Source organism: Pseudomonas sp. MWU349 (assembly GCF_017947325.1).
Taxonomy (GTDB): Bacteria; Pseudomonadota; Gammaproteobacteria; order Pseudomonadales; family Pseudomonadaceae; genus Aquipseudomonas; species Aquipseudomonas protegens.
Map to the genome: position 1 here is coordinate 252,888 of NZ_JAFEVP010000003.1, position 19,731 is coordinate 272,618.

Sequence of the window (19,731 nt, forward strand, 5' to 3'; positions counted from 1 at the left end):
TCACGGATTCTGCGTCGAGGGGGTGGTCGGCAGCGGTCGGGCCGGTGTGCTGTTGAGCCAGTTGGCCAGCAGCCGGGTGGACAGCGGAATGAAGAAATAAACCATCAGCGGGGTCAGGGCCAGGGTGCTGACGAATACCCGAGGCAGCAGGCTCAGCTCGCCGAGCAACGGGCCCAGGACAAAGTTGAACAGCAGCGACACCGGGAAGAATGCCAGCCAGATGGCCACCGCCTGCTTCCAGCGCGGCGGGCGATGGCCGGCGGCGCCGAACCAGCCGTCGATACCGCTGACCCGGTGCTCCGAAGGGTGGGCGAACAGGTCGCTGCCCCGGGCCAGCCAGGCGGTACGCGAGGCGGAGTGTTCCCAGGTATGCAGGGTGGATTCGTCGGCGAAGCGAAAGATGATCTGGAATTCGTCATCGTTGGGTGGCGGCGCAAGAACGCCGGAACCCAGGTAGCCGGGAAAGTCGGTGGCCAGTTGTTCGCCTTCGCGCAGCCAGGCGATCAGGTCCTGGTAACGGCCGTCGGCAACGCGCCGGGCAACCATCAGGGTGACGGGTGAGGTAGACATTATGTATCTCCGTAAAACCAATGCGCTGCCTGGGTAAGGCAGTCGCTTGACGAGGCACCGGGGTGGCGGGCCGCGCCTGAAGCAAGCAAGGATTATTCCTGATTGCTGCCCAGGCACCAATGACGGCGGTCGGTTTTTCTCGTGCTTGAAGCATCGCCACCTGAGGGGAGTAGAATGATCGCCACTTTGTTTCCCGGTGTTTTCTTCCCAGATGCCCGTCATGACTGAACTTGCCCCTGCCCCTCACGCCCCCGAAGCCGTTCGTCAGGACGAGTTGTTTCCGATCCGCGAGGTGGCGCGCCTGACCGGCATCAACCCGGTGACCCTGCGGGCCTGGGAACGACGCTACGGTCTGATTCAGCCGACGCGCACCGAAAGTGGGCATCGCCTGTATTCCATGCACGATGTTGAGGCGGTGCGCGAGATTCTCGGCTGGATCGAACGCGGCGTGGCGGTAAGCAAAGTGGGCAAGATCCTGGCCAAGAGCCGGGCCGCCCAGGCCCAGCTCAAGGCTCCGGTGGATGACGGCTTGCAGGGCGAATACGGCCAGTGGCGTGATCAATTGAAGGCGGCGGTCAGCGCTTTCGATGAGGAGCAGCTTGAGCGCCTCTACGGGCAGATCTTCTCCAGCTATGCCTTGCCGGTGGTGTTCCAGGACATCTTCCTGCCGTTCTGGAAGCAGTTACTGCTGGCGCGCGAGGCTTTTGGCCAGACCAGCGAATGGCTGTTCCTGGATGGCTTCCTGCGCGCACGGATCACCCAGCGCCTGCTGTTGCAACGCGCCACCCAGAGCCGCTACCTGCTGCTGACGGCGCTCAACGAGCAATGCCGCGAACTGGAGCTGCTGGTGGCGGCGCTGATGCTCGGGCAGGACCCGATCGGTGTGCGCTTGCTGGCCCCCGGGGTGCCGCTGGAGGAACTGACCCTGGTCTGCGAAAAGGTCGCGCCGGTAGCCCTGGTGGTGTTTTCCAATCACGCACCCTCGGCCGAGTTGCCCAAGCGCCTCAAGCGCCTGGCACTGACCCTGGATTGCCCATTGCTGCTGGCCGGAGATGCGGCGGACCTGGCCCAGGACAGCCTGATCGGTTCGCCGGTGGCTTGCCTGGGTAACGAGGGGCGCTTGATGCAGCAGCGCCTGCGCGGGTTTCTTTGAGGCGCTAGCCTTCAGGCGTGCAGTGCCGGATGGCTGTGGCGGTGCTGCTGGAGGATGAACTGGCGCAGGCGCTCGGTTTCTTCCAGGTCGCTCTGATCCAGGCGGTAGGCGTAGAAACCGGCTTCGGTCTGGCGCTCGAAGCGCCCGTGCAGGGCAATCCGTTCATAGCCCGAGGGGCTGAACCACTGGGCGAACTGCCGCGGTGGCCGGGTACCGTTGCGGATCTCCACCAATATCCCCTTGAACGAGACCTCCAGAACCCACAGCCGGCCAGGCTGGCCCCTGGCATTTTCCAGGGCTACCGGTTGCTCCAGGGCCAGGCGCCAGGGGCGCACCATCGGCCCATCCTCGAAGATGCTCGGCACTCCCAGGCGCAGGTGCAGGGCATGGAATTCGTCTTCCACCAGTTGCAGCGGGAAGGTCATCTGCTGATTGTCGAAATGGGCCTGGATGGTGACCTTTTCATTGGCCGCCAGGCGCGTCAGCAGGTCACGGATCTGCGCGCCGCCATTGACCATCAGGCTCGAGGTGGTATCACGCACATTGAGCTGCGGGTTGTGCTGCATGGTCTGGATGAAGTCCAGTTCATCCTGGGTGAGGAGGGCGTCACGCTGCATGATGTTGCTCGGAGGGTGGAGGACAAATCGGCGGGGAATATCCCTACGACCACGAATTCCGCGATTTATTAGTGGCCGCTGGTCGCCTTGAGGGCGGCCAGTTCAGCTTGCACTTCGGCCAGTTGCTGCTCCAGCTGGAGCAAGCGTTGCTGGGCCTTGACCTGGACGCTGACGTCTTTCTGCACGCCGATGAAATAGGTCAGTTGATCACTGTCATTGAATACCGGGGTGATCGACAGCTCATTCCAGAAGTGACTGCCGTCCTTGCGGTAGTTGCGCAGCACTTCGCGGCATGGCAGGCCCTTGCCCAATGCCTGGCGAATCCGTTCCAGCCCCGGTTGGTCACGGTCCCCGGATTGCAGGAAGCGGCAATCCTGATACAGCACTTCGTCGGCGCTGTAGCCGGTCAGCCGCTCGAAAGCCGGGTTCACGTAAATCACGATGTTGTCTTCGCCTTCCTGTTCCGCGACGACAATCCCGTCGTTGGAGGCGTCGATCATCCGTTGCAACAGATGCGCGTTGATCATCCCGAAGTTCCGCTATCAATCAGCAAGTGCTGGATTCTAAGACATGCTGGCACCCTGTCCACTGGGCTACCCAGAGGTGTGGCGCGCCGAGAGAAGGATTTTACTCCGTAGCTGTTAATATCCCAGCCTTTTAGTCAGCTTCAGGATCAGATTGATGAAAGTCGCCATCCTTTCCGGCTCGGTGTACGGCACGGCTGAAGAAGTCGCCCGGCACGCCGCCAAACTCCTCAACGCCGCAGGTTTCGAGGCCTGGCATAACCCGCGCGCGACCTTGGCCGAGGTCCAGGCATTCGCTCCACAGGCGTTTCTGGCGGTGACCTCCACCACTGGCATGGGCGAGCTGCCGGACAACCTGCTGCCGCTGTATTCGAGTATTCGCGATCAGTTGCCCGCCGCCTGGCGCGGGTTGCCGGGGGCGGTGATCGGCCTCGGCGACTCCAGCTATGGCGATACCTTCTGTGGCGGTGGCGAGCAGATGCGCGAGCTGTTCGCCGAGCTGGGCGTGCAGGAAGTGCTGCCGATGCTGCGCCTGGACGCCAGCGAGAGCGTCACCCCGGAAACCGACGCCGAGCCCTGGCTGGCCGAGCTGATCAGCGCCCTGCGGGGCTGACCGGCTGTTCCCGCAGCAGCGCCAGCCAGGCTTGCGCTGCCTTGGACAGATAAGCGCCCTGGCGCCAGATGAAGGCGATATCCCATCGCAGGTAGTCCGGCGCCTTCAAGGTCAGGCGCACCACCCCAGGCCGCACCAGGCCACGGGCCACCACACTGGGCAACAGCACCACGCCCTGGCCGGCTGCCACCAGCGCCGCCAGGAAATCCGCCTGGCCGCTGCGCCCGCCTTCCCGGGGGGTGAAACCCACCTGCTGGCAGGCCTGCAACAGCCGGTCGTTGAGCACGAAACTGCGCTGGTACAGCAGGAACGGCGTGTCCGCCAGTTCTTCCAGGCGCACCTGAGCGTTCATCGCCAAAGGGTGATCGGCGGGTAGCAAGGCATCCAGCGGTTCATCGCAGAAGGGCTGGTAGGCGAATGCCGGGTCCTTGGGGGTCAGGCTGCCCCCCAGTTCCAGTTCGCCGTTGCGCACCGCTTGTTCGACATTCAGGCTGCCGCCTTCGAGCAGCTGCACCTGGATATTCGGATAGCGCCGGCGGTATTCGGCAAAACGGCTGGCGAACAGCGCGTCACTGCCAAGCAGTGGCAGCCCCAGGCGCAGTTCACCCCGTGCCAGCTGGCTCAGGTCGTCCAGTTCGCTGAGCAGTTCGTGGCGCAGGCGCAACATGCCTTCGGCCCGTTGCAGCACCACGTTGCCGGCGGCGGTGAGGTGGATGTGCGAACCCTGGCGCTCCAGCAAGGGCATGCCGAGGCTCTGTTCGAGCTGGGCGATCTGCTTGCTGACCGCCGACTGGCTGATGTGCAGGGTCCTGGCCGCCTGGGTGAAGCCGCCCTGGCGGATCACCTCGACAAAGCTGCGCAGTTGTTTGAAATCCATGGCGTTGATTCCAGATTGGAATGGCTTCCAGTCTAACAATTCGCTTCGGTAATGATGGGGCTTTTCATAAAATAAGCCCCTGAGAGGACCGAACCACCATGAACATTTCCACCTGCAAACGCCTGGGCCGCCTGATTCTTGAACTGGCGGTGCTGCTGGCCATCTATTTTCTCGGCTGCCAACTGGCCAGCTGGCTGCCCTGGCCGATTCCCGGCGGGGTCGTGGGCCTTGCGCTGTTGCTGCTGGCCTTTGCCCTGGGCTGGGTCAAGCCGGCGGCCCTGCAGCTGGGGGCCGGCCTGCTGATGGCCGAGATGCTGCTGTTCTTCATTCCCGCGCTGATGAGCCTGCTGGACTACGGCGGCCTGCTGCGCCAGGACGGCTGGCGAATTCTGCTGGTAATTGGCGTCAGCACCTTGCTGGTGATGCTGGTGACAGCCTTGACCGTGGAACTGGTGTGCCGCTGGAGGATGCGCCATGAAGCTTGAAGCCATGCCGGTGTTCTGGCTGGCCCTGACCCTGGGCGCCTACCTGTTCAGCCGCTGGATCTACCGGCGCACCGGGCGCTACCTGCTGTCGCCGCTGATTTTGGTGCCGGCCCTGCTGCTGGCGGTCGCCGTGCCGCTGCACACCGCCTACGCCGAATACGCCGCCAACACCCACTGGCTGATGCTGGTACTGGGGCCGGTGACGGTAGCGTTCGCCATTCCCATCTGGCAGCAGCGGCAACTGCTGATGCGCCACTGGTCGGCATTGCTGCTGGGCATGCTGGCGGGCAGCGCGGCGTCCATTGGCAGCTCGTTTGGCCTAGCCAAGGCCCTGGCCCTGGACAGCTCGGTGACCCTGTCCCTGGTGCCGCGCTCCATCACCACGCCGTTCGCCATGCCCCTGGCCCATGACCTGGGCGGCGTACCCGAGCTGACCGCGGTATTCGTGATGTTCACCGGGGTGTTCGGGGCCATGCTTGGCGGTGTGCTGCTGCGCTGGCTGCCGCTGCGCAGCGCCCTGGCCCGCGGCGCCCTGTTTGGCGTCGGGGCCCATGGTGCTGGGGTCAGCCGGGCCAATGAAGTGGGGGGCGAAGAAGGTTCGGTGGCGGGGCTGGTGATGGTCCTGACCGGGCTTCTGAACCTGTTCGCCGCCCCTTTGCTGGCGTCGTTGCTTTGACGGTGAAACTCCGGGCCAGGGCCTGATTCCCGGCTGACCCGCACGGCCATCAAGCTGGCTGCCAATGCAACTCCGCCAGCGGCGTGAGCTGTCTAGACTCTGGAGGTCCTCTTCCTATAAGAACCATCACTGAGGTCCTTGCCGTGAGCCTAGCCCCCGTTCAATCGACACCGAGTGTAAAAAACCAGGTCAGCGCCATCGAGTGGCAAACCCGCGTGGACCTGGCCGCCTGCTACCGCCTGGTGGCGATGCATGGCTGGGACGACCTGATTTTCACCCACATCTCCGCCAAGGTACCGGGCACCGAAGATTTCCTGATCAACCCGTTTGGCCTGATGTTCCACGAGATCACCGCGTCGAGCCTGGTGAAGGTCGACCAGGCCGGCAACAAGCTGATGGACAGCCCCTACGAGATCAACCCGGCGGGCTACACCATTCACAGCGCGGTGCATGCGGTGCGTCACGATGTGGTTTGCGTGCTGCACACCCATACCGCGGCCGGGGTTGCGGTGTCGGCGCAGAAGCAGGGCGTGTTGCCCATCAGCCAGCAGTCGCTGTTGGTGTTGTCGAGCCTGGGTTACCACCCCTATGAGGGTGTGGCCCTGAACCCCGAGGAGAAGGTCCGGCTGCAGGCCGACCTGGGGGACAACAGTTTCCTGATGCTGCACAACCATGGCCTGCTCACCTGCGGCGCGACCATCGCCGATACCTTCCTGATGATGTTCACCTTCCAGCGCGCCTGCGAGATCCAGGTGCTGGCGCAGAACGGCGGCGCCGAGCTGATTGCCATCCCTGCGCCGATCCTGGCCGGGGCCAGGGCGATGATCGCCGGCGTCACCCGCAGCGCTCAGGGCATGGGCGGCGCTCTGGCCTGGCCGGCCCTGCTGCGCAAACTCGATCAACTCGACCCGGGTTACACACTCTGATGCCTATTGCCGAGATCCCGCTGTGCGTGTGGCGTACACGCGGACATGACCTGCTCTTTCGCGGCCAGCGCATCCGTTACTGGGTGGCCGGGCAGGGCGAGCCGCTGCTGCTGATCCATGGCTTTCCCACCGCCAGCTGGGACTGGCACTTCCTGTGGCAGCCCCTGGCCCGGCATCATCAGGTGATTGCCTGCGACATGCTGGGCTTCGGTGATTCGGCCAAGCCCCTGGAACATGACTACAGCCTACTGGAGCAGGCTGACCTGCAGCAGGCGCTGCTGGCCCACCTGGGTATCGCCGAGCCGGTGCATCTGCTGGCCCACGACTACGGCGACAGCGTTGCCCAGGAGTTGCTGGCCCGGCACTACGAAGAGCGGATCGATATCGCCAGTTGCGTGTTTCTCAACGGCGGCCTGTTCCCGGAAACCCATCGCCCGGTGCTGACTCAGAAACTGCTGCTCAGCCCGCTGGGCTGGATGCTCGGGCGCACGTTCAGCCGCCAGGGCCTGGCCAAGAGTTTCCGGCAGATATTCGGCCCCCAGAACCGCCCCAGCGAGTCGGTGCTGGATGATTTCTGGAGCCTGGTGCAGAGCAACGATGGCCCGCGAATCCTGCACAAGCTGATCGGCTACATCCCTGAACGTCGGGCCCAGCGTGAGCGGTGGGTCAGTGCCATGCAGCGTGGCGAGGTGCCCCTGCGGGTGATCGATGGTGCCCTGGACCCGATCTCCGGGGCACACATGGTGGAGCGCTATCGGCAGTTGATCCCTCGGGCCGACACGGTGCTGTTGCCGAGCATCGGGCATTACCCGCAGATCGAGGCGCCCCTGGCGGTGCTCAAGCATTACCTGGAGTTTCGCGACAATCTGCTGTCGCCATCATCGCGCTTGGCGTGTTCCTGAGCCCCGCGGCCTTGAGCGAGCAAGGCGATTATCCCGCTGCCTTATTGCGCACCATTCAGCTCAAAACGTTTTTATTGTGACCAAGAGCCGCCTGCCTGACACTCGAAGCATTGTCCATTGGCCCTGCTGGAGTTCGGTATGAGTGAGTCTGTGCGCTTGGAAGATAAAGTGGTGATCGTCACCGGTGCCGGCGGTGGCCTGGGCCGGGCCCATGCACTGCTGTTCGCCCGGCACGGCGCCAAGGTGCTGGTCAACGACCTCGGCGGCTCGGCCCAGGGCGAAGGCGCCAGCGCTTCGGCCGCCGACCGCGTGGTGGCGCAGATCCGCGAGGCCGGCGGTATCGCCGAAGCCAGCCATGACTCGGTCACCGACGGTGAAAAGATCGTGCAGAACGCCCTGGATGTGTTTGGCCGGGTCGATGTGGTGGTCAACAACGCCGGGATCCTGCGGGACAAGACCTTCCACAAGATGGAGGACGCCGATTGGGACCTGGTGTATCGGGTGCATGTCGAGGGGGCCTACAAGGTCACCCGCGCCGCCTGGCCACACCTGCGCGACCAGGGGTATGGCCGGGTGATCTTCACCGCTTCCACTTCGGGCATCTATGGCAACTTCGGCCAGTCCAACTACGGCATGGCCAAGCTCGGCCTGTACGGCCTGACCCGGACTTTGGCCATCGAAGGGCGCAAGAACAACATCCTGGTCAACGCCATCGCGCCCACTGGCGGCACACGGATGACCGAGGGGCTGATTCCGCCCCAGGTGTTCGAGCAGCTCAAGCCCGAACTGGTCAGCCCGCTGGTGGTGTACCTGGGCAGCGAGCAGTGCCAGGAAACCTCCGGCCTGTTCGAAGTGGGCGGCGGCTGGATCGGCAAGGTGCGCTGGGAGCGCAGCCTTGGCGCCGGCTTCGATCCCCGCCAGGGCTTTTCCCCGGACGACGTGGCGGCCCACTGGCAGCAGATCTGCGACTTCGAGGGCGCGGCGCATCCCAAGGACAATATCGAGGCGTTGAAGCAGATGATGCAGAATCTGCAAAAGTACGCCCTCTGAAGCGCCTCTTTATCCGCCCCCTATCGCCTGTGCCAGGGGGATAGGGGCCGGCTTCCGGCGCCAGGTGCGCCGGGTTTTCAGCAGTGGACGCATCACCCCGCCGGGCCCTGGCTCCGGCGGTTTTACTCCTGCAGCGTTCGTCACTATGCTCGACGGTCCGCGAACGAACAGGGAGTGCTGCATATGTATGAGTCCAAGGATCAGCCGGTATTGTCGCGGCTGCTGTTCATCCGCCGTTTATGTCTGCATGGGCTGGTGGTGCTGGCGCTGATCATCTTCTCGGTGCTGCTGGGTATCAGCGGCCTGTTGTACTTCGAACAAGACATTTCCTTCCATGACGCCTTGTATGACGCGGCCATGATCCTCGGCGGCATCGGCCCCATCAACATGCCGCAAACCCCTGGTGGCAAACTGTTTTTTGCCAGTTACGGGCTTTATACCAACCTGGTCTTCGCTGCCACCCTGGGCTTGATCCTGTCCCCAGTGGCGCACCGTCTGCTGCACAAGTTTCATTACGACGAGAGCGAGGACGACGCGGCGTAGTCGCCACTTTCCTCTGGTGTTCCAGGCATAAAAAAGGCCGCTGCAAGAGCAGCGGCCGAAGTAAGACGTTAGATCAAGGAGCTACAAAATCAACGTCGGTGAACCAGGGGCAGCGGCTTGAACCATACGTCTTCAAGCGGCTGGAAATCATTCCCGGGAACAGCTGGTGCCCGGTACTTGCAGGGTCAGTGGCAAGCGGTTGTTTGCCGTGACTGCGAGTGAAGAATAAGCCCTGGCCGGGTGCGGAAAAATAGCGATTCAGGACAAGGACTGTTACAGCCTGAGCAACAGTCGGAGCGTTTTTTCGCCCCGGTCATCCCCCTGCATCGACGCCCCTGATAAGCCTGCATCCAGCCGGTGGATAACCCCTTGAACGGCCCTGATGGCAAGGGCACTAATCCCTTCGAGTGACAGCGCGAATACCTCCTTGGTGCGCTTATCGACCGTGCTACCCCGGCAGTAGGGTGAGGCCTCCTGTCACTCACCGGGGAAGACGCATGACAAGAATAACAATGCGCGCCATCTTCAAACCGCAGGCGCTGGCCGTCGCGGTGGCGCTGGGCTGCTGCGCCCAGGCGCAGGCGGTGTCGTTCAACATCGGGGAAATCGAAGGGCAGTTCGACTCGTCGCTATCGGTTGGCGCCAGCTGGGGCATGCGCGATGCGGACCGCGCCTTCGTCGGAACGGTCAATGGCGGTACCGCCCAGTCGTCCACCGGCGACGATGGCCGCCTGAACTTCAAGAAGGGCGAAACCTTCTCGAAGATCTTCAAGGGCCTGCATGACCTGGAACTCAAGTACGGCGACACCGGGGTCTTCGTTCGTGGCAAGTACTGGTACGACTTCGAGCTCAAGGACGAAGACCGCGAGTTCAAGCCCATCAGCGACCACAACCGCAAGGAAGGCGCCAAGTCCTCGGGGGCGCAGATCCTCGATGCCTTCGTCTACCACAACTACTCCATTGCCGACCTGCCGGGTACCGTGCGTGCCGGCAAGCAGGTGGTCAGCTGGGGCGAGAGCACCTTCATCGGCAACTCCATCAACAGCATCAACCCGGTGGACGTCTCGGCCTTTCGCCGCCCCGGGGCCGAAATCAAGGAAGGCCTGGTGCCGGTGAACATGCTGTTCGCCTCCCAGGGCCTGACCAACCAGCTGACCGTGGAAGGCTTCTATCAACTGGAGTGGGACCAGACCGTGGTGGACAACTGCGGCACCTTCTTCGGCAACGATGTGGTGGCCGATGGCTGCACCACTGGCTACACCGTCGGCAGCCCGGCCATCGCACCATTGCAACCGGTGGCTGCGGCCTTCGGCCAGGGCTTTCAGGTAAGCCGCGAAGGGGTGATCCTGCCCCGCGGCGGTGATCGTGATGCCCGCGACTCCGGGCAGTGGGGCGCGGCCCTGCGCTGGCTCGGCGATGACACCGAGTACGGCCTGTACTTCATGAACTACCACTCCCGCAGCCCGGTGGTGAGTACCACCACCGCCAATGTGAGTCCGGCGACCCTGGGCGCGATTGCCGGCGCTGCCAACGGCATCGTCCCGGGCTCGGGCAGTGGCCTGGTGCAAAGCGTGATGCTCGGCCGTGGCCAGTACTACCTCGAATACCCTGAAGACATCCGCCTGTATGGCGCCAGTTTCTCCACTACCCTGCCCACCGGCACCGCCTGGACCGGCGAGATCAGCTACCGACCCAACGCCCCGGTGCAGGTCAACACCAACGACCTGACCCTGGCCCTGCTCAACCCTATTTCCGGGGGCGCGGCGTCGCCGATCAAGACCTCCATGGGGGCTGACAACACCGGCTACCGGCGCAAGGAAATCACTCAGATCCAGAGTTCCATGACCCAGTTCTTCGATCAGGTGCTGGGGGCCGACCGCCTGACCCTGGTGGGAGAGGCGGCAGTGGTCCATGTCGGAGGCCTGGAAGACAAGAGCAAGCTGCGCTATGGCCGGGACTCGGTGTACGGCCAATACGGCTACGGGGGCGACACCGACGGTTTCGTCACGGCCACCTCCTGGGGCTATCGCGCCCGGGCCATCCTCGACTACAGCAACGTGATCGCCGGCATCAACTTCAAGCCCAACCTGTCCTGGTCCCATGACGTCAACGGCTACGGTCCCAACGGCCTGTTCAACCAGGGCGCCAAGGCCCTGAGCGTTGGCGTGGATGCCGACTACCGCAACACCTACACCGCCAGCCTCAGCTACACCGACTTTTTTGGCGGGCGCTACAACACCCTGACCGACCGGGACTTCCTCGCGTTGAGCTTTGGCGTGAACTTCTGAACCGGCACAAGAAGGAGCATTTGAATGCGCAAGATGATTCTGCAATGCAGCGCCCTGGCACTGGGGTTGTGGGCGGCCAACCTGATGGCTGCCGTGAGCCCGGAAGAGGCCGCCAAGCTGGGAACCAGCCTGACCCCGGTGGGTGCGGAAAAAGCCGGTAATGCCGACGGCTCGATCCCGGCCTGGACCGGAGGCATTCCCAAGAATGCCGGGGCGGTGGACAGCAAGGGCTTTCTCGCCGACCCGTTCGCCAATGAAAAACCGCTGTTCATCATCACCGCGGCGACGGTGGACAAATACAAGGACAAGCTTTCGGACGGCCAGGTGGCGATGTTCAAGCGCTACCCGGACAGCTACCGGATCCCGGTCTACCCCACTCACCGCAGCGTCGGCCTGCCACCTGAGATCTACGAGTCGGCCAAACGCAGCGCGTTGAGCGTGACCACCACCAACGACGGCAACGGCCTGGCCAACTTCACCGGCAACCGTTACTACGCCTTTCCGATTCCGAAGAACGGCATCGAGGTGCTGTGGAACCACCTGACCCGTTATCACGGCGGCAACCAGAAGCGCATCGTCACCCAGGTCACCCCGCAGACCAACGGCAGCTACACCTCGATCCGCTTCGAGGAAGAGGTGGCAGCGCCCCAACTGATCCCGGACCTGGACCCGGCCAAGGCGGCCAACGTACAGAACTTCTTCAAGCAGTCGGTGACCGCCCCGGCGCGGCTGGCAGGCAACGTGCTGCTGGTCCACGAGACCCTGGACCAGGTCAAGGAACCGCGTTCGGCATGGATCTACAACGCTGGCCAGCGTCGCGTGCGCCGCGCCCCGCAGGTGGCCTACGACGGCCCGGGCACGGCCGCCGACGGCCTGCGCACCTCGGACAACTTCGACATGTTCTCCGGTGCTCCCGACCGTTACGACTGGAAGCTGGTGGGCAAGAAGGAGATGTACATCCCCTACAACAGCTACAAGCTGGATTCGCCGAGCCTCAAGTACGACGACATCGTCAAGGCCGGGCACATCAACCAGGACCTGACCCGCTATGAACTGCACCGGGTGTGGGAAGTGGTGGGCACGGTCAAGCCCAACCAGCGGCACATCTACGCCACTCGGCACATGTACATCGACGAGGACAGCTGGCAGGTGGCCCTGGTGGACCACTATGACGGGCGCGGCCAACTGTGGCGGGTAGCCGAAGGTCATGCGCAGTACTACTACGACCACCAGGTACCGGCCTACACCCTGGAGGCCCTGTATGACCTGAACGCCGGCCGTTACCTGGCCCTGGGCATGAAGAACGAAGAGAAGCACAGCCTGGAGTTCGGCTTTGCCGCCAAGGCGGCCGACTACACCCCGGCTGCCCTGCGCGCCGGTGGAGTGCGCTAGGCGCCTCTTGGGTTGCAGTGGAGCAATGGTCGAGCCGCACGCTCTTTAGGGGCGTGCGGCTTTTTATGGCGGCCAGTCCTTGTAAGCGAGCTTGCTCGCCACCGTCGTGGCAATACTGCGTTCCTCTTGGCTGACAGTTATCCGACTGCCTGGTCGGATTTTTTATGGGGGCTGATCAGCCTGCTGAATACTTCTTCAACTGGCCGGGAGGTCGGGGCTAGGGTGGGGCTACGCTGGCTAAAACTATAAAAAGGCACGCCGCAATGACCGCCATGACTCGTTGTCCAGAGCGTCCCGGGTTCATGCCCCGTTTGTCCTCCCATCATTTTCCCCGCAGCCGCCTGAGCGCGCCGTTGCTGGCCTCCGGTGCGCGGGTCAAGCTGCTTTGCGCGCCTGCTGGCAGCGGCAAGACGGCGCTGCTGGCTGAGTGCCTGCAGCAGGCACCGGAGGCTTGCCGGGTGAGCTGGTTGCCGTTGTCCGGCGGGCGGCATAGCCCAGAGGGGCTGTGCGTTGCCCTGGCCCGGGCCCTGGGGCTGGAGCGTGATGATGAAGCCACGGTGCTGCAGCACCTGGCGCACCTGCAGGCGCCGGCCTGGATCTTCATTGATGACTATTGCCGGGTCGCGGCTGCGGACCTGGACCTGCTGCTCGATCGCCTGCTGAGCCTGGACAACCCGCAGTTGACCTGGTGGCTGGGTTGCCGTCGCCGGCCCCTGTGCAACTGGCCACGCCTGCTGCTGGACGATCAGTTGTTCGAGCTGGACGGCCCGGCACTGGCATTCAGCCAGACCGAGATCGAGCAACTGCTGCAACGGCTGCCCCAACCCCTGTGTGCGCAGACCGCCAGCCGCATTCTGCAACGCAGTGGCGGCTGGTGCGCCGGGGTGCGCATCGCCTTGCTGGAAGGCAGCGAACTGACGATTCAGCCCTGCAAGCCGGGACGCCCCAACACCTTGCTGGAGTACCTGGAACACGAGCTGTTCAGCGTGCTGCCGGCGGAGCTGGCGCAAGTCTGGCAAGTACTGGCGCACCTGCCACGTTTCAATGCCGAGCTGTGCGAGCATCTGTTCGGCGTCGGGGAGGGCGCCCAATACCTGCGCACCCTGCAGAACCTGGCCTGCTTCATCGAGCCCTGGGACGGTGGCGGCGACTGGCTCCAGGTGTTTGCGCCGCTGGCCCGGCTGATGCGCGACGAGGCCTGGCCGGGCGGGCGCTCCTGGCATCGCCGGGCCTGCCAGTGGTTCATTGCCCAGGAGGATTGGCAGTCGGCCTTTGAGCAGGCGCTGCGGGCCCAGGAGTATGAAGTCGCGGTCAGCCTGCTGGAGCATTTCAGTTTCGAGTTCCTGTTCCAGCAGGACAATGCGCTGCTGTTGCTGCAACTGCATGAGCGCCACGGTGGCGAACTCTTGCTGGTGTCGCCGCACCTGGTGGGGCTGCTGGTTGCGGCCATGCTGTTTGCCGGGCGCTTCGAGCAGGCTGGGCAGTGCATGGCGCAGATGGCCCGGTTCGCCCCGCAGCCCTCGGCAGCGCAGCAGCGTCAGTTGCTGGCCCGCTGGCAGGCCCAGCAGGGCTGGCTGCTGCACCTGGGCGGGCGGATGGTGGCGGCGCGGCAGCATTTTATCGAGGCCCTGGACGAACTGGCCGACAGCGCCTGGACCACCCGCCTGCTGTGCCTGTCGGGGCTGACCCAGCAGGCCCTGCTGAGTGCGGAGCTGGATGTGGCCCAGGCCCTCAATCGTGAAGCCCTGTGCCTGGCCCGGGCCCAGGATGCCCTGCTGTTCGAAGGCCTGCTGGAACTGGACCATGCCCAGTTGCTGGAGCAGAGGGGTGCGCCGCATCGGGCCCAGAGCCTGCTGGAGCAGGTCTACGAGCGCTTGTCGACGCAGGCGCTGCGGGCGACCCCGCTGCTCGGTCGCATTGCCCTGCGTCTCGGTCGCCTGGCCTTGCGCCAGGGGCATGCAGAGCAGGCGGCCGGCTACTTTCGCAGCGGCCTTGAGGATTGCCTGCTGAGCCACGATAAGCGTGCCTTGTATGGTTTCCTCGGCCAGGCCCAACTGGCGGCCAACCAGGGTGACTATGCCCAGGCCTTCGTGCGCCTGCGGGATGCGGAACGGCTGATGCAGCAGCGGCAGATTCCCGACACGGTGTACCGGGGTGTGCTGTTGCAGGTCAGCAGCCAGCTCTGGCTGCAACAGGGGCGACCGGAGCTGGCTCAGGAGGCGTTGAGCCGCTTGCTCCGGCACTTTCGCGGCCCGCAGGCGCTACAGGCGCCACCGGCCACCCTGGAGTTGATTCCGAGGATCGAATACCTGCTGGTGCTGGCCGAGGTGCACCTGGGGCGGGCCCAGGCGCCGATCGCTACCTTGCAGGGGCTGCTGGCCCGGGCCCAACGCCACGGCATGCAGGGATTGGAGGCCGAGGTGCAACTGGCCCTGGCCGAGGTCGCCTACCTGCAAGGCAACCCGGCGCTGGCGCAAGAGGCATTGCAGGCCGGGCAGGCATTGGTGCAGCGATGCAACCTGCCACAGGCCCTGCACGAACTGCGCCTGCGGCAGCCACTCTTGCTGGCTGCGGGGGAAACGCTTGAGACGCCGTCATCGCCAGGCCCCCTGGAAAACCGTGAAAGCCTGCTCAGCCTGCGGGAACTGCAAGTGCTGCAACTGATCGCCCAGGGCTGTTCAAACCAGCAGATCGCCGAGCAGTTGTTCATTTCCCTGCATACCGTGAAGACCCACGGGCGCCGGATTCACAGCAAATTGGGGGTGGAACGGCGTACCCAGGCGGTAGCCAAGGCCCAGGCCCTGGGGTTGATGAGTTGAGCGCTCGCGGTTATTGCGGCTGATAACCCATGCGCCAGCTCACTGCAGCGCTGGCCGCCAGCAGGCGTTGGGCTGCGGGCCCATGTTCATCGGCGTGGAACAGCGATGTCGGCCCTACCACGGTCAGCACCGCGGCGATCTTGCCGGTGGCATCGAACACCGGCGCCGACAGGGCATCGACCCCGGGCATCAGCAAACCGTGGACATGGTGCAGGCCGCGCTGGCGAATCTGCTCGGCCAGGGCATCGTGCACCTGCTCGTCGGCCAGGGCGTGGGGGCTGCCGGTCGCCAGTTCCTGCTGACGCAGGTCGAGGGTTTCGCGCTGTGGCAGGTAGGCGTTGAACACCAACCCGGTGGATGAACTGAGCAGTGGCAGCACCGAGCCCAGTTGAGTGACCACGGTCACCGCCCGCACCGCCGGTTCGATATGCACCACCGTTGCGCCCTGGTTACCCCACACCGCGAGGAAGCAGGTTTCGTTCAATTCGTCCCGCAGTTCCGCCAGGGGCAGGGTCGCGACTTTCAGTACGTCCATGCTGCCCAGGGCGGCCAGGCCTACCCGCAGGGCTTCGCGGCCCAGGCCGTAGTGGTTGGTGGCGCTGTTCTGTTCGGCAAAGCCGCTGGCAATCAAGGCCTGCAGGTAGCGGTGCACTTTGCTTGCCGGCATCTGCACATGTTCGGCCAGGCGCGAAAGGGAAGTGGCTGGCGACAATTGGGCCAGGGCCTTGAGGATGTCGGTACCGACCTCGGCCGAGCGGACTTTCTGTTTACCGGTGCTGTCGCTGGTGCTGCGCGGCTTTTCCATGGAGGCATTGGGGTCCCGTGACAAGTGGCGGTCTTTATAGCTTGACGCTCTCGGGCAATCAAATTACGTTATGCGTAATTGGATTACGATAAAAATAACCCGGGCGTGCCGACAGCTCTTGTGAGGGAGTGGTGGGCCCCTGCCTACTCCAACTTCCAGGAGGCTCCATGAACCTCGATTCTTCGGCGTCGGCCCTCAGCTACCAATCGGGCTTCGGCAACGAATTTGCCAGCGAAGCCCTGCTAGGGGCGCTGCCCGTCGGCCAGAACTCCCCGCAAAAAGCCCCTTACGGCCTGTACGCCGAACTGTTTTCCGGCACCGCCTTCACCATGACCCGCAGCGAAGCCCGGCGTACCTGGATGTACCGCATCCAGCCCTCGGCCAAGCACCCGGCTTTCACCAAGCTGGCGCGCCAGCTGGCAGGCGGCCCCCTGGGTGAGGTCACCCCCAACCGCCTGCGCTGGAGCCCCCTGCAGATTCCAAGCGAGCCCACCGATTTCATCGACGGCCTGGTGGCCATGGTGGCCAACTCGGCGGCGCAGAAGCCGGCGGGTATCAGCGTCTATCACTACCGTGCCAACCGCTCGATGGAGCGGGTGTTCTTCAATGCCGATGGCGAGCTGCTGCTGGTGCCGGAGCTGGGCCGCCTGCGCATCGTCACCGAACTGGGCATGCTGGACCTGGAGCCATTGGAAATCGCCGTGCTGCCTCGCGGCCTGAAGTTCCGCATCGAACTGCTGGACCCGCAAGCCCGCGGCTACGTCGCCGAGAACCACGGCGCGCCGCTGCGCCTGCCGGACCTTGGGCCGATTGGCAGCAACGGCCTGGCCAACCCCCGGGATTTCCTGGCCCCGGTGGCGCATTACGAAGACCTGCGCCAGCCCACCACGCTCGTCCAGAAGTACCTCGGCGAGCTCTGGGGCTGCGAGCTCGACCATTCGCCACTGAACGTGGTGGCCTGGCACGGTAACAACGTGCCGTACAAATACGATCTGCGCCGTTTCAACACCATTGGTACCGTCAGCTTCGACCACCCGGACCCGTCGATCTTCACCGTATTGACCTCGCCCACCAGCGTGCCGGGCCTGGCCAACCTGGATTTCGTGATCTTCCCGCCACGCTGGATGGTGGCCGAGAACACCTTCCGTCCACCGTGGTTCCACCGCAACCTGATGAACGAGTTCATGGGCCTGATCCAGGGCGCCTACGATGCCAAGGCCGAAGGCTTCCTGCCCGGCGGCGCGTCGCTGCACAGCTGCATGAGCGCCCACGGCCCGGACGGCGAAACCTGCACCAAGGCGATCAACGCCCAGTTGCAGCCGGCCAAGATCGACAACACCATGGCCTTCATGTTCGAGACCAGCCAGGTGCTGCGCCCGAGCCAGTTCGCCCTGGAGTGCCCAGAGCTGCAGAACGACTACGATGCTTGCTGGGCCTCGCTGCCCGTCACCTTCAACCCGAATCGGAGATAACCCATGACCTTGCCCACCACCACCCGTAGCTGGGTCGAGTCCGCCAACGGTCACCCCGACTTCCCGTTGCAGAACCTGCCCCTGGGCGTCTTCAGCACCCAGGGCTCGGCGCCCCGTAGCGGGGTCGCCATTGGCGAACAGATTTTCGACCTGGAAGCGGCGCTGGATGCCGGGCTGTTCGAAGGCCAGGCCCAGGCTGCGGTGCAGGCGGCCCGTGGCGGCCAGCTGAATGCGTTCTTCGAACTCGGCCGCCCGGCCCGGGTCGCCTTGCGCGAGCGCCTGCTGGAACTGCTCGGCGAAGGCAGCAGCCTGCGCGGCAAGATCGAGGCCCAGGGGGCGAAACTGCTCCCCCTGGCCGCGGACTGCCAGATGCACCTGCCGGCCAAGATCAACGATTACACCGACTTCTATGTGGGCATCGAACACGCGCAGAACGTCGGCAAGCTGTTCCGCCCCGACAACCCGCTGCTGCCCAACTACAAGTACGTGCCGATCGGCTACCACGGCCGGGCCTCGACCATTCGGGTTTCCGGTGCCGACGTGCGCCGACCCAAGGGCCAGACCCTGCCGGCCGGGCAGTCCGAACCGACCTTCGGCCCCTGCGCGCGCCTGGACTACGAACTGGAGCTGGGCATCTGGATCGGCCAGGGCAACGAGATGGGCGAGCCCATCGCCATTGGCGACGCTGCCGAACACATTGCCGGGTTCTGCCTGCTCAACGACTGGTCGGCGCGGGATATCCAGGCCTGGGAATACCAACCGCTGGGCCCGTTCCTGTCGAAAAGCTTCATCACCAGCATTTCGCCCTGGGTGGTGACCGCCGAGGCCCTGGAGCCGTTCCGCCAGGCCCAGGCCCCGCGCCCTGAAGGCGACCCGCAACCGCTGCCGTATCTGCTGGATCAGCGTGACCAGGCCGCTGGCGGCTTCGACATCGAACTGGAAGTGCTGCTGACCACCCGCACCATGCGCGAGCAGGGCCTGCCGGCACACCGCCTGACCTTGAGCAACACCCGGTACATGTACTGGACCGTGGCGCAGATGGTTGCGCACCACAGCGTCAACGGCTGCCAGTTGCAGGCCGGCGACCTGTTCGGTTCGGGCACCTTGTCCGGCCCGCAGAACGGCCAGTTCGGCAGCCTGCTGGAGATCACCGAAGGCGGCAAGAAACCCATCGAACTGGCGTCCGGCGAGGTGCGCAAGTTCCTCGAAGATGGCGATGAAATCATCCTGCGCGGGCGTTGCAGTCGTGAAGGTTTCGCCTCCATCGGCTTCGGCGAATGCCGTGGCACGGTCCAGCCGGCACGTTAAGGGAGAGCCCCCATGCAGCTCTATACCTATTACCGCTCCACTGCGTCCTACCGGGTGCGCATCGCCCTGGCGCTCAAGGGCCTGGAGTTCCAGGCCATCCCGGTCAACCTGCTGGTGCCCAAGGGCGGGGCGAATCGCCAGCCGGAGTACCTGCAGATCAACCCCCAGGGCCGGGTGCCGGCCCTGCGCACCGATGAAGGCGACCTGCTGATCCAGTCGCTGGCAATCATCGAGTACCTGGAGGAGCGTTATCCACAGGTACCGCTGCTGTCCACGGACCTGGTCAGCCGCGCCCGGGAACGGGCGGTTGCCGCGATCATCGGCTGCGACATTCATCCGCTGCACAACTCCAGCACCCAGAACCTGCTGCGGGAATGGGGCCATGAGGAAGCGCAACTGCTGGTGTGGATCGACCACTGGATCAGCCAGGGGCTGGCGGCCCTGGAGCAACTGATCGGCGACCAGGGCTTCTGTTTTGGCGATGAGCCGGGGCTGGCCGATGTGTTCCTGATTCCCCAACTGTATGCGGCCGAGCGTTTCAAGGTGTCCCTGGACGCCTATCCGCGGATCCTCCGGGTCGCGGCCCTGGCCGCCGAGCACCCGGCGTTCCAGGCCGCGCACCCGGCCAACCAGCCGGATACGCCAGCCTGAGCCTGCACGCTGCCCCGGCATCCGGGGCAGCGTGGCATCCGCATCACCCAGGCCCCGCAA

At 64.5% G+C, this 19,731-nt stretch carries 19 protein-coding genes; 14 read left to right on the forward strand and 5 right to left on the reverse strand.

The features are described 5' to 3' along the window. Complete coding sequence (locus KCG88_RS13235; RefSeq protein ID WP_047283952.1) at positions 1-570, reverse strand: antibiotic biosynthesis monooxygenase; 570 nt, start codon at positions 568-570, stop codon at positions 1-3. Between the two features lie 211 nt (positions 571-781). Between KCG88_RS13235 and KCG88_RS13240 the strand changes: the two genes are divergently transcribed. Beyond that, complete coding sequence (locus KCG88_RS13240; RefSeq protein WP_047283953.1) at positions 782-1,723, forward strand: MerR family transcriptional regulator; 942 nt, start codon at positions 782-784, stop codon at positions 1,721-1,723. 11 nt (positions 1,724-1,734) lie between these two features. Here the strand turns inward: KCG88_RS13240 and KCG88_RS13245 are convergent, their stop codons facing one another. Then, entirely contained in the window at positions 1,735-2,340 is a 606-nt protein-coding gene (locus KCG88_RS13245; protein ID WP_210712517.1) for a hypothetical protein, read from the reverse strand. A gap of 68 nt (positions 2,341-2,408) precedes the next feature. Further along, positions 2,409-2,867 carry a PAS domain-containing protein gene (locus KCG88_RS13250; protein WP_047283955.1) on the reverse strand — a complete coding sequence of 153 codons (459 nt, stop codon included), beginning with the start codon at positions 2,865-2,867 and terminating at the stop codon, positions 2,409-2,411. A gap of 154 nt (positions 2,868-3,021) precedes the next feature. Here KCG88_RS13250 and KCG88_RS13255 point away from each other — a divergent pair, with 154 nt between their 5' ends. Beyond that, positions 3,022-3,477 (forward strand): flavodoxin, encoded by a 456-nt coding sequence (locus tag KCG88_RS13255; RefSeq protein ID WP_210712518.1) that lies wholly within the window; start codon positions 3,022-3,024, stop codon positions 3,475-3,477. Here the strand turns inward: KCG88_RS13255 and KCG88_RS13260 are convergent. Next, positions 3,458-4,354 carry a LysR family transcriptional regulator gene (locus tag KCG88_RS13260; protein ID WP_047283957.1) on the reverse strand — a complete coding sequence of 299 codons (897 nt, stop codon included), beginning with the start codon at positions 4,352-4,354 and terminating at the stop codon, positions 3,458-3,460. The genes KCG88_RS13255 and KCG88_RS13260 overlap by 20 nt on opposite strands. Positions 4,355-4,452: 98 nt before the next feature. Here KCG88_RS13260 and KCG88_RS13265 point away from each other — a divergent pair, with 98 nt between their 5' ends. The 9 genes from KCG88_RS13265 to KCG88_RS13305 all read left to right on the forward strand — a co-directional run bounded on the left by KCG88_RS13265 (position 4,453) and on the right by KCG88_RS13305 (position 15,435). Next, a complete protein-coding gene (locus KCG88_RS13265) occupies positions 4,453-4,839 on the forward strand; it encodes a CidA/LrgA family protein (protein WP_047283958.1) in 387 nt (128 codons plus the stop codon). Beyond that, positions 4,829-5,515, forward strand: a complete 687-nt coding sequence (locus tag KCG88_RS13270; RefSeq protein WP_210712519.1) for an LrgB family protein — start codon at positions 4,829-4,831, stop codon at positions 5,513-5,515. The genes KCG88_RS13265 and KCG88_RS13270 overlap by 11 nt, the downstream gene beginning before the upstream one ends. Before the next feature lie 143 nt (positions 5,516-5,658). Beyond that, complete coding sequence (locus KCG88_RS13275; protein ID WP_210712520.1) at positions 5,659-6,441, forward strand: class II aldolase/adducin family protein; 783 nt, start codon at positions 5,659-5,661, stop codon at positions 6,439-6,441. Next, positions 6,441-7,343 (forward strand): alpha/beta hydrolase, encoded by a 903-nt coding sequence (locus tag KCG88_RS13280; RefSeq protein ID WP_047283959.1) that lies wholly within the window; start codon positions 6,441-6,443, stop codon positions 7,341-7,343. Before KCG88_RS13275 ends, KCG88_RS13280 begins: the two co-directional genes overlap by 1 nt. A gap of 138 nt (positions 7,344-7,481) precedes the next feature. Beyond that, positions 7,482-8,393, forward strand: a complete 912-nt coding sequence (locus tag KCG88_RS13285) for an SDR family oxidoreductase (protein ID WP_047284160.1) — start codon at positions 7,482-7,484, stop codon at positions 8,391-8,393. Positions 8,394-8,576: 183 nt separating this feature from the next. Next, the gene (locus tag KCG88_RS13290; protein ID WP_047335721.1) at positions 8,577-8,936 is read left to right on the forward strand and encodes a hypothetical protein; all 360 of its coding nucleotides are present in this window, start codon (positions 8,577-8,579) and stop codon (positions 8,934-8,936) included. 497 nt (positions 8,937-9,433) lie between these two features. Then, the gene (locus tag KCG88_RS13295) at positions 9,434-11,224 is read left to right on the forward strand and encodes a DUF1302 domain-containing protein (protein ID WP_210712521.1); all 1,791 of its coding nucleotides are present in this window, start codon (positions 9,434-9,436) and stop codon (positions 11,222-11,224) included. Between the two features lie 24 nt (positions 11,225-11,248). After that, positions 11,249-12,616 carry a DUF1329 domain-containing protein gene (locus KCG88_RS13300; RefSeq protein WP_047283962.1) on the forward strand — a complete coding sequence of 456 codons (1,368 nt, stop codon included), beginning with the start codon at positions 11,249-11,251 and terminating at the stop codon, positions 12,614-12,616. Positions 12,617-12,879: 263 nt separating this feature from the next. Then, positions 12,880-15,435: a LuxR C-terminal-related transcriptional regulator gene (locus KCG88_RS13305; RefSeq protein ID WP_047283963.1), complete on the forward strand. Its 2,556-nt coding sequence runs from the start codon at positions 12,880-12,882 to the stop codon at positions 15,433-15,435. Positions 15,436-15,445: 10 nt separating this feature from the next. On the opposite strand, the gene KCG88_RS13310 is transcribed toward KCG88_RS13305, so the two are convergent. Next, complete coding sequence (locus tag KCG88_RS13310; protein WP_047335723.1) at positions 15,446-16,240, reverse strand: IclR family transcriptional regulator; 795 nt, start codon at positions 16,238-16,240, stop codon at positions 15,446-15,448. A 167-nt stretch (positions 16,241-16,407) separates the two neighbouring features. Between KCG88_RS13310 and hmgA the strand changes: the two genes are divergently transcribed. From hmgA to maiA, 3 genes are read left to right on the forward strand one after another with little or no spacing between them, the layout of a single operon-like run. Continuing rightward, positions 16,408-17,712 carry a homogentisate 1,2-dioxygenase gene (gene hmgA / locus KCG88_RS13315; RefSeq protein ID WP_210712522.1) on the forward strand — a complete coding sequence of 435 codons (1,305 nt, stop codon included), beginning with the start codon at positions 16,408-16,410 and terminating at the stop codon, positions 17,710-17,712. Positions 17,713-17,715: 3 nt separating this feature from the next. Continuing rightward, a complete protein-coding gene (fahA, locus tag KCG88_RS13320) occupies positions 17,716-19,020 on the forward strand; it encodes a fumarylacetoacetase (protein ID WP_210712523.1) in 1,305 nt (434 codons plus the stop codon). A 12-nt stretch (positions 19,021-19,032) separates the two neighbouring features. Next, entirely contained in the window at positions 19,033-19,671 is a 639-nt protein-coding gene (gene maiA / locus KCG88_RS13325; RefSeq protein ID WP_047335725.1) for a maleylacetoacetate isomerase, read from the forward strand. Positions 19,672-19,731 lie beyond the last annotated feature (60 nt).

What these genes read in the sequence shown, in the direction of transcription:
- KCG88_RS13235 (WP_047283952.1), bottom strand. Translation starts at nt 570, where the DNA reads ATGTCTACCTCACCCGTCACCCTGATGGTTGCCCGGCGCGTTGCCGAC.
- KCG88_RS13240 (WP_047283953.1), top strand. Translation starts at nt 782, where the DNA reads ATGCCCGTCATGACTGAACTTGCCCCTGCCCCTCACGCCCCCGAAGCC.
- KCG88_RS13245 (WP_210712517.1), bottom strand. Translation starts at nt 2,340, where the DNA reads ATGCAGCGTGACGCCCTCCTCACCCAGGATGAACTGGACTTCATCCAG.
- KCG88_RS13250 (WP_047283955.1), bottom strand. Translation starts at nt 2,867, where the DNA reads ATGATCAACGCGCATCTGTTGCAACGGATGATCGACGCCTCCAACGAC.
- KCG88_RS13255 (WP_210712518.1), top strand. Translation starts at nt 3,022, where the DNA reads ATGAAAGTCGCCATCCTTTCCGGCTCGGTGTACGGCACGGCTGAAGAA.
- KCG88_RS13260 (WP_047283957.1), bottom strand. Translation starts at nt 4,354, where the DNA reads ATGGATTTCAAACAACTGCGCAGCTTTGTCGAGGTGATCCGCCAGGGC.
- KCG88_RS13265 (WP_047283958.1), top strand. Translation starts at nt 4,453, where the DNA reads ATGAACATTTCCACCTGCAAACGCCTGGGCCGCCTGATTCTTGAACTG.
- KCG88_RS13270 (WP_210712519.1), top strand. Translation starts at nt 4,829, where the DNA reads ATGAAGCTTGAAGCCATGCCGGTGTTCTGGCTGGCCCTGACCCTGGGC.
- KCG88_RS13280 (WP_047283959.1), top strand. Translation starts at nt 6,441, where the DNA reads ATGCCTATTGCCGAGATCCCGCTGTGCGTGTGGCGTACACGCGGACAT.
- KCG88_RS13285 (WP_047284160.1), top strand. Translation starts at nt 7,482, where the DNA reads ATGAGTGAGTCTGTGCGCTTGGAAGATAAAGTGGTGATCGTCACCGGT.
- KCG88_RS13290 (WP_047335721.1), top strand. Translation starts at nt 8,577, where the DNA reads ATGTATGAGTCCAAGGATCAGCCGGTATTGTCGCGGCTGCTGTTCATC.
- KCG88_RS13295 (WP_210712521.1), top strand. Translation starts at nt 9,434, where the DNA reads ATGACAAGAATAACAATGCGCGCCATCTTCAAACCGCAGGCGCTGGCC.
- KCG88_RS13300 (WP_047283962.1), top strand. Translation starts at nt 11,249, where the DNA reads ATGCGCAAGATGATTCTGCAATGCAGCGCCCTGGCACTGGGGTTGTGG.
- KCG88_RS13305 (WP_047283963.1), top strand. Translation starts at nt 12,880, where the DNA reads ATGACCGCCATGACTCGTTGTCCAGAGCGTCCCGGGTTCATGCCCCGT.
- KCG88_RS13310 (WP_047335723.1), bottom strand. Translation starts at nt 16,240, where the DNA reads ATGGAAAAGCCGCGCAGCACCAGCGACAGCACCGGTAAACAGAAAGTC.
- hmgA (WP_210712522.1), top strand. Translation starts at nt 16,408, where the DNA reads ATGAACCTCGATTCTTCGGCGTCGGCCCTCAGCTACCAATCGGGCTTC.
- fahA (WP_210712523.1), top strand. Translation starts at nt 17,716, where the DNA reads ATGACCTTGCCCACCACCACCCGTAGCTGGGTCGAGTCCGCCAACGGT.
- maiA (WP_047335725.1), top strand. Translation starts at nt 19,033, where the DNA reads ATGCAGCTCTATACCTATTACCGCTCCACTGCGTCCTACCGGGTGCGC.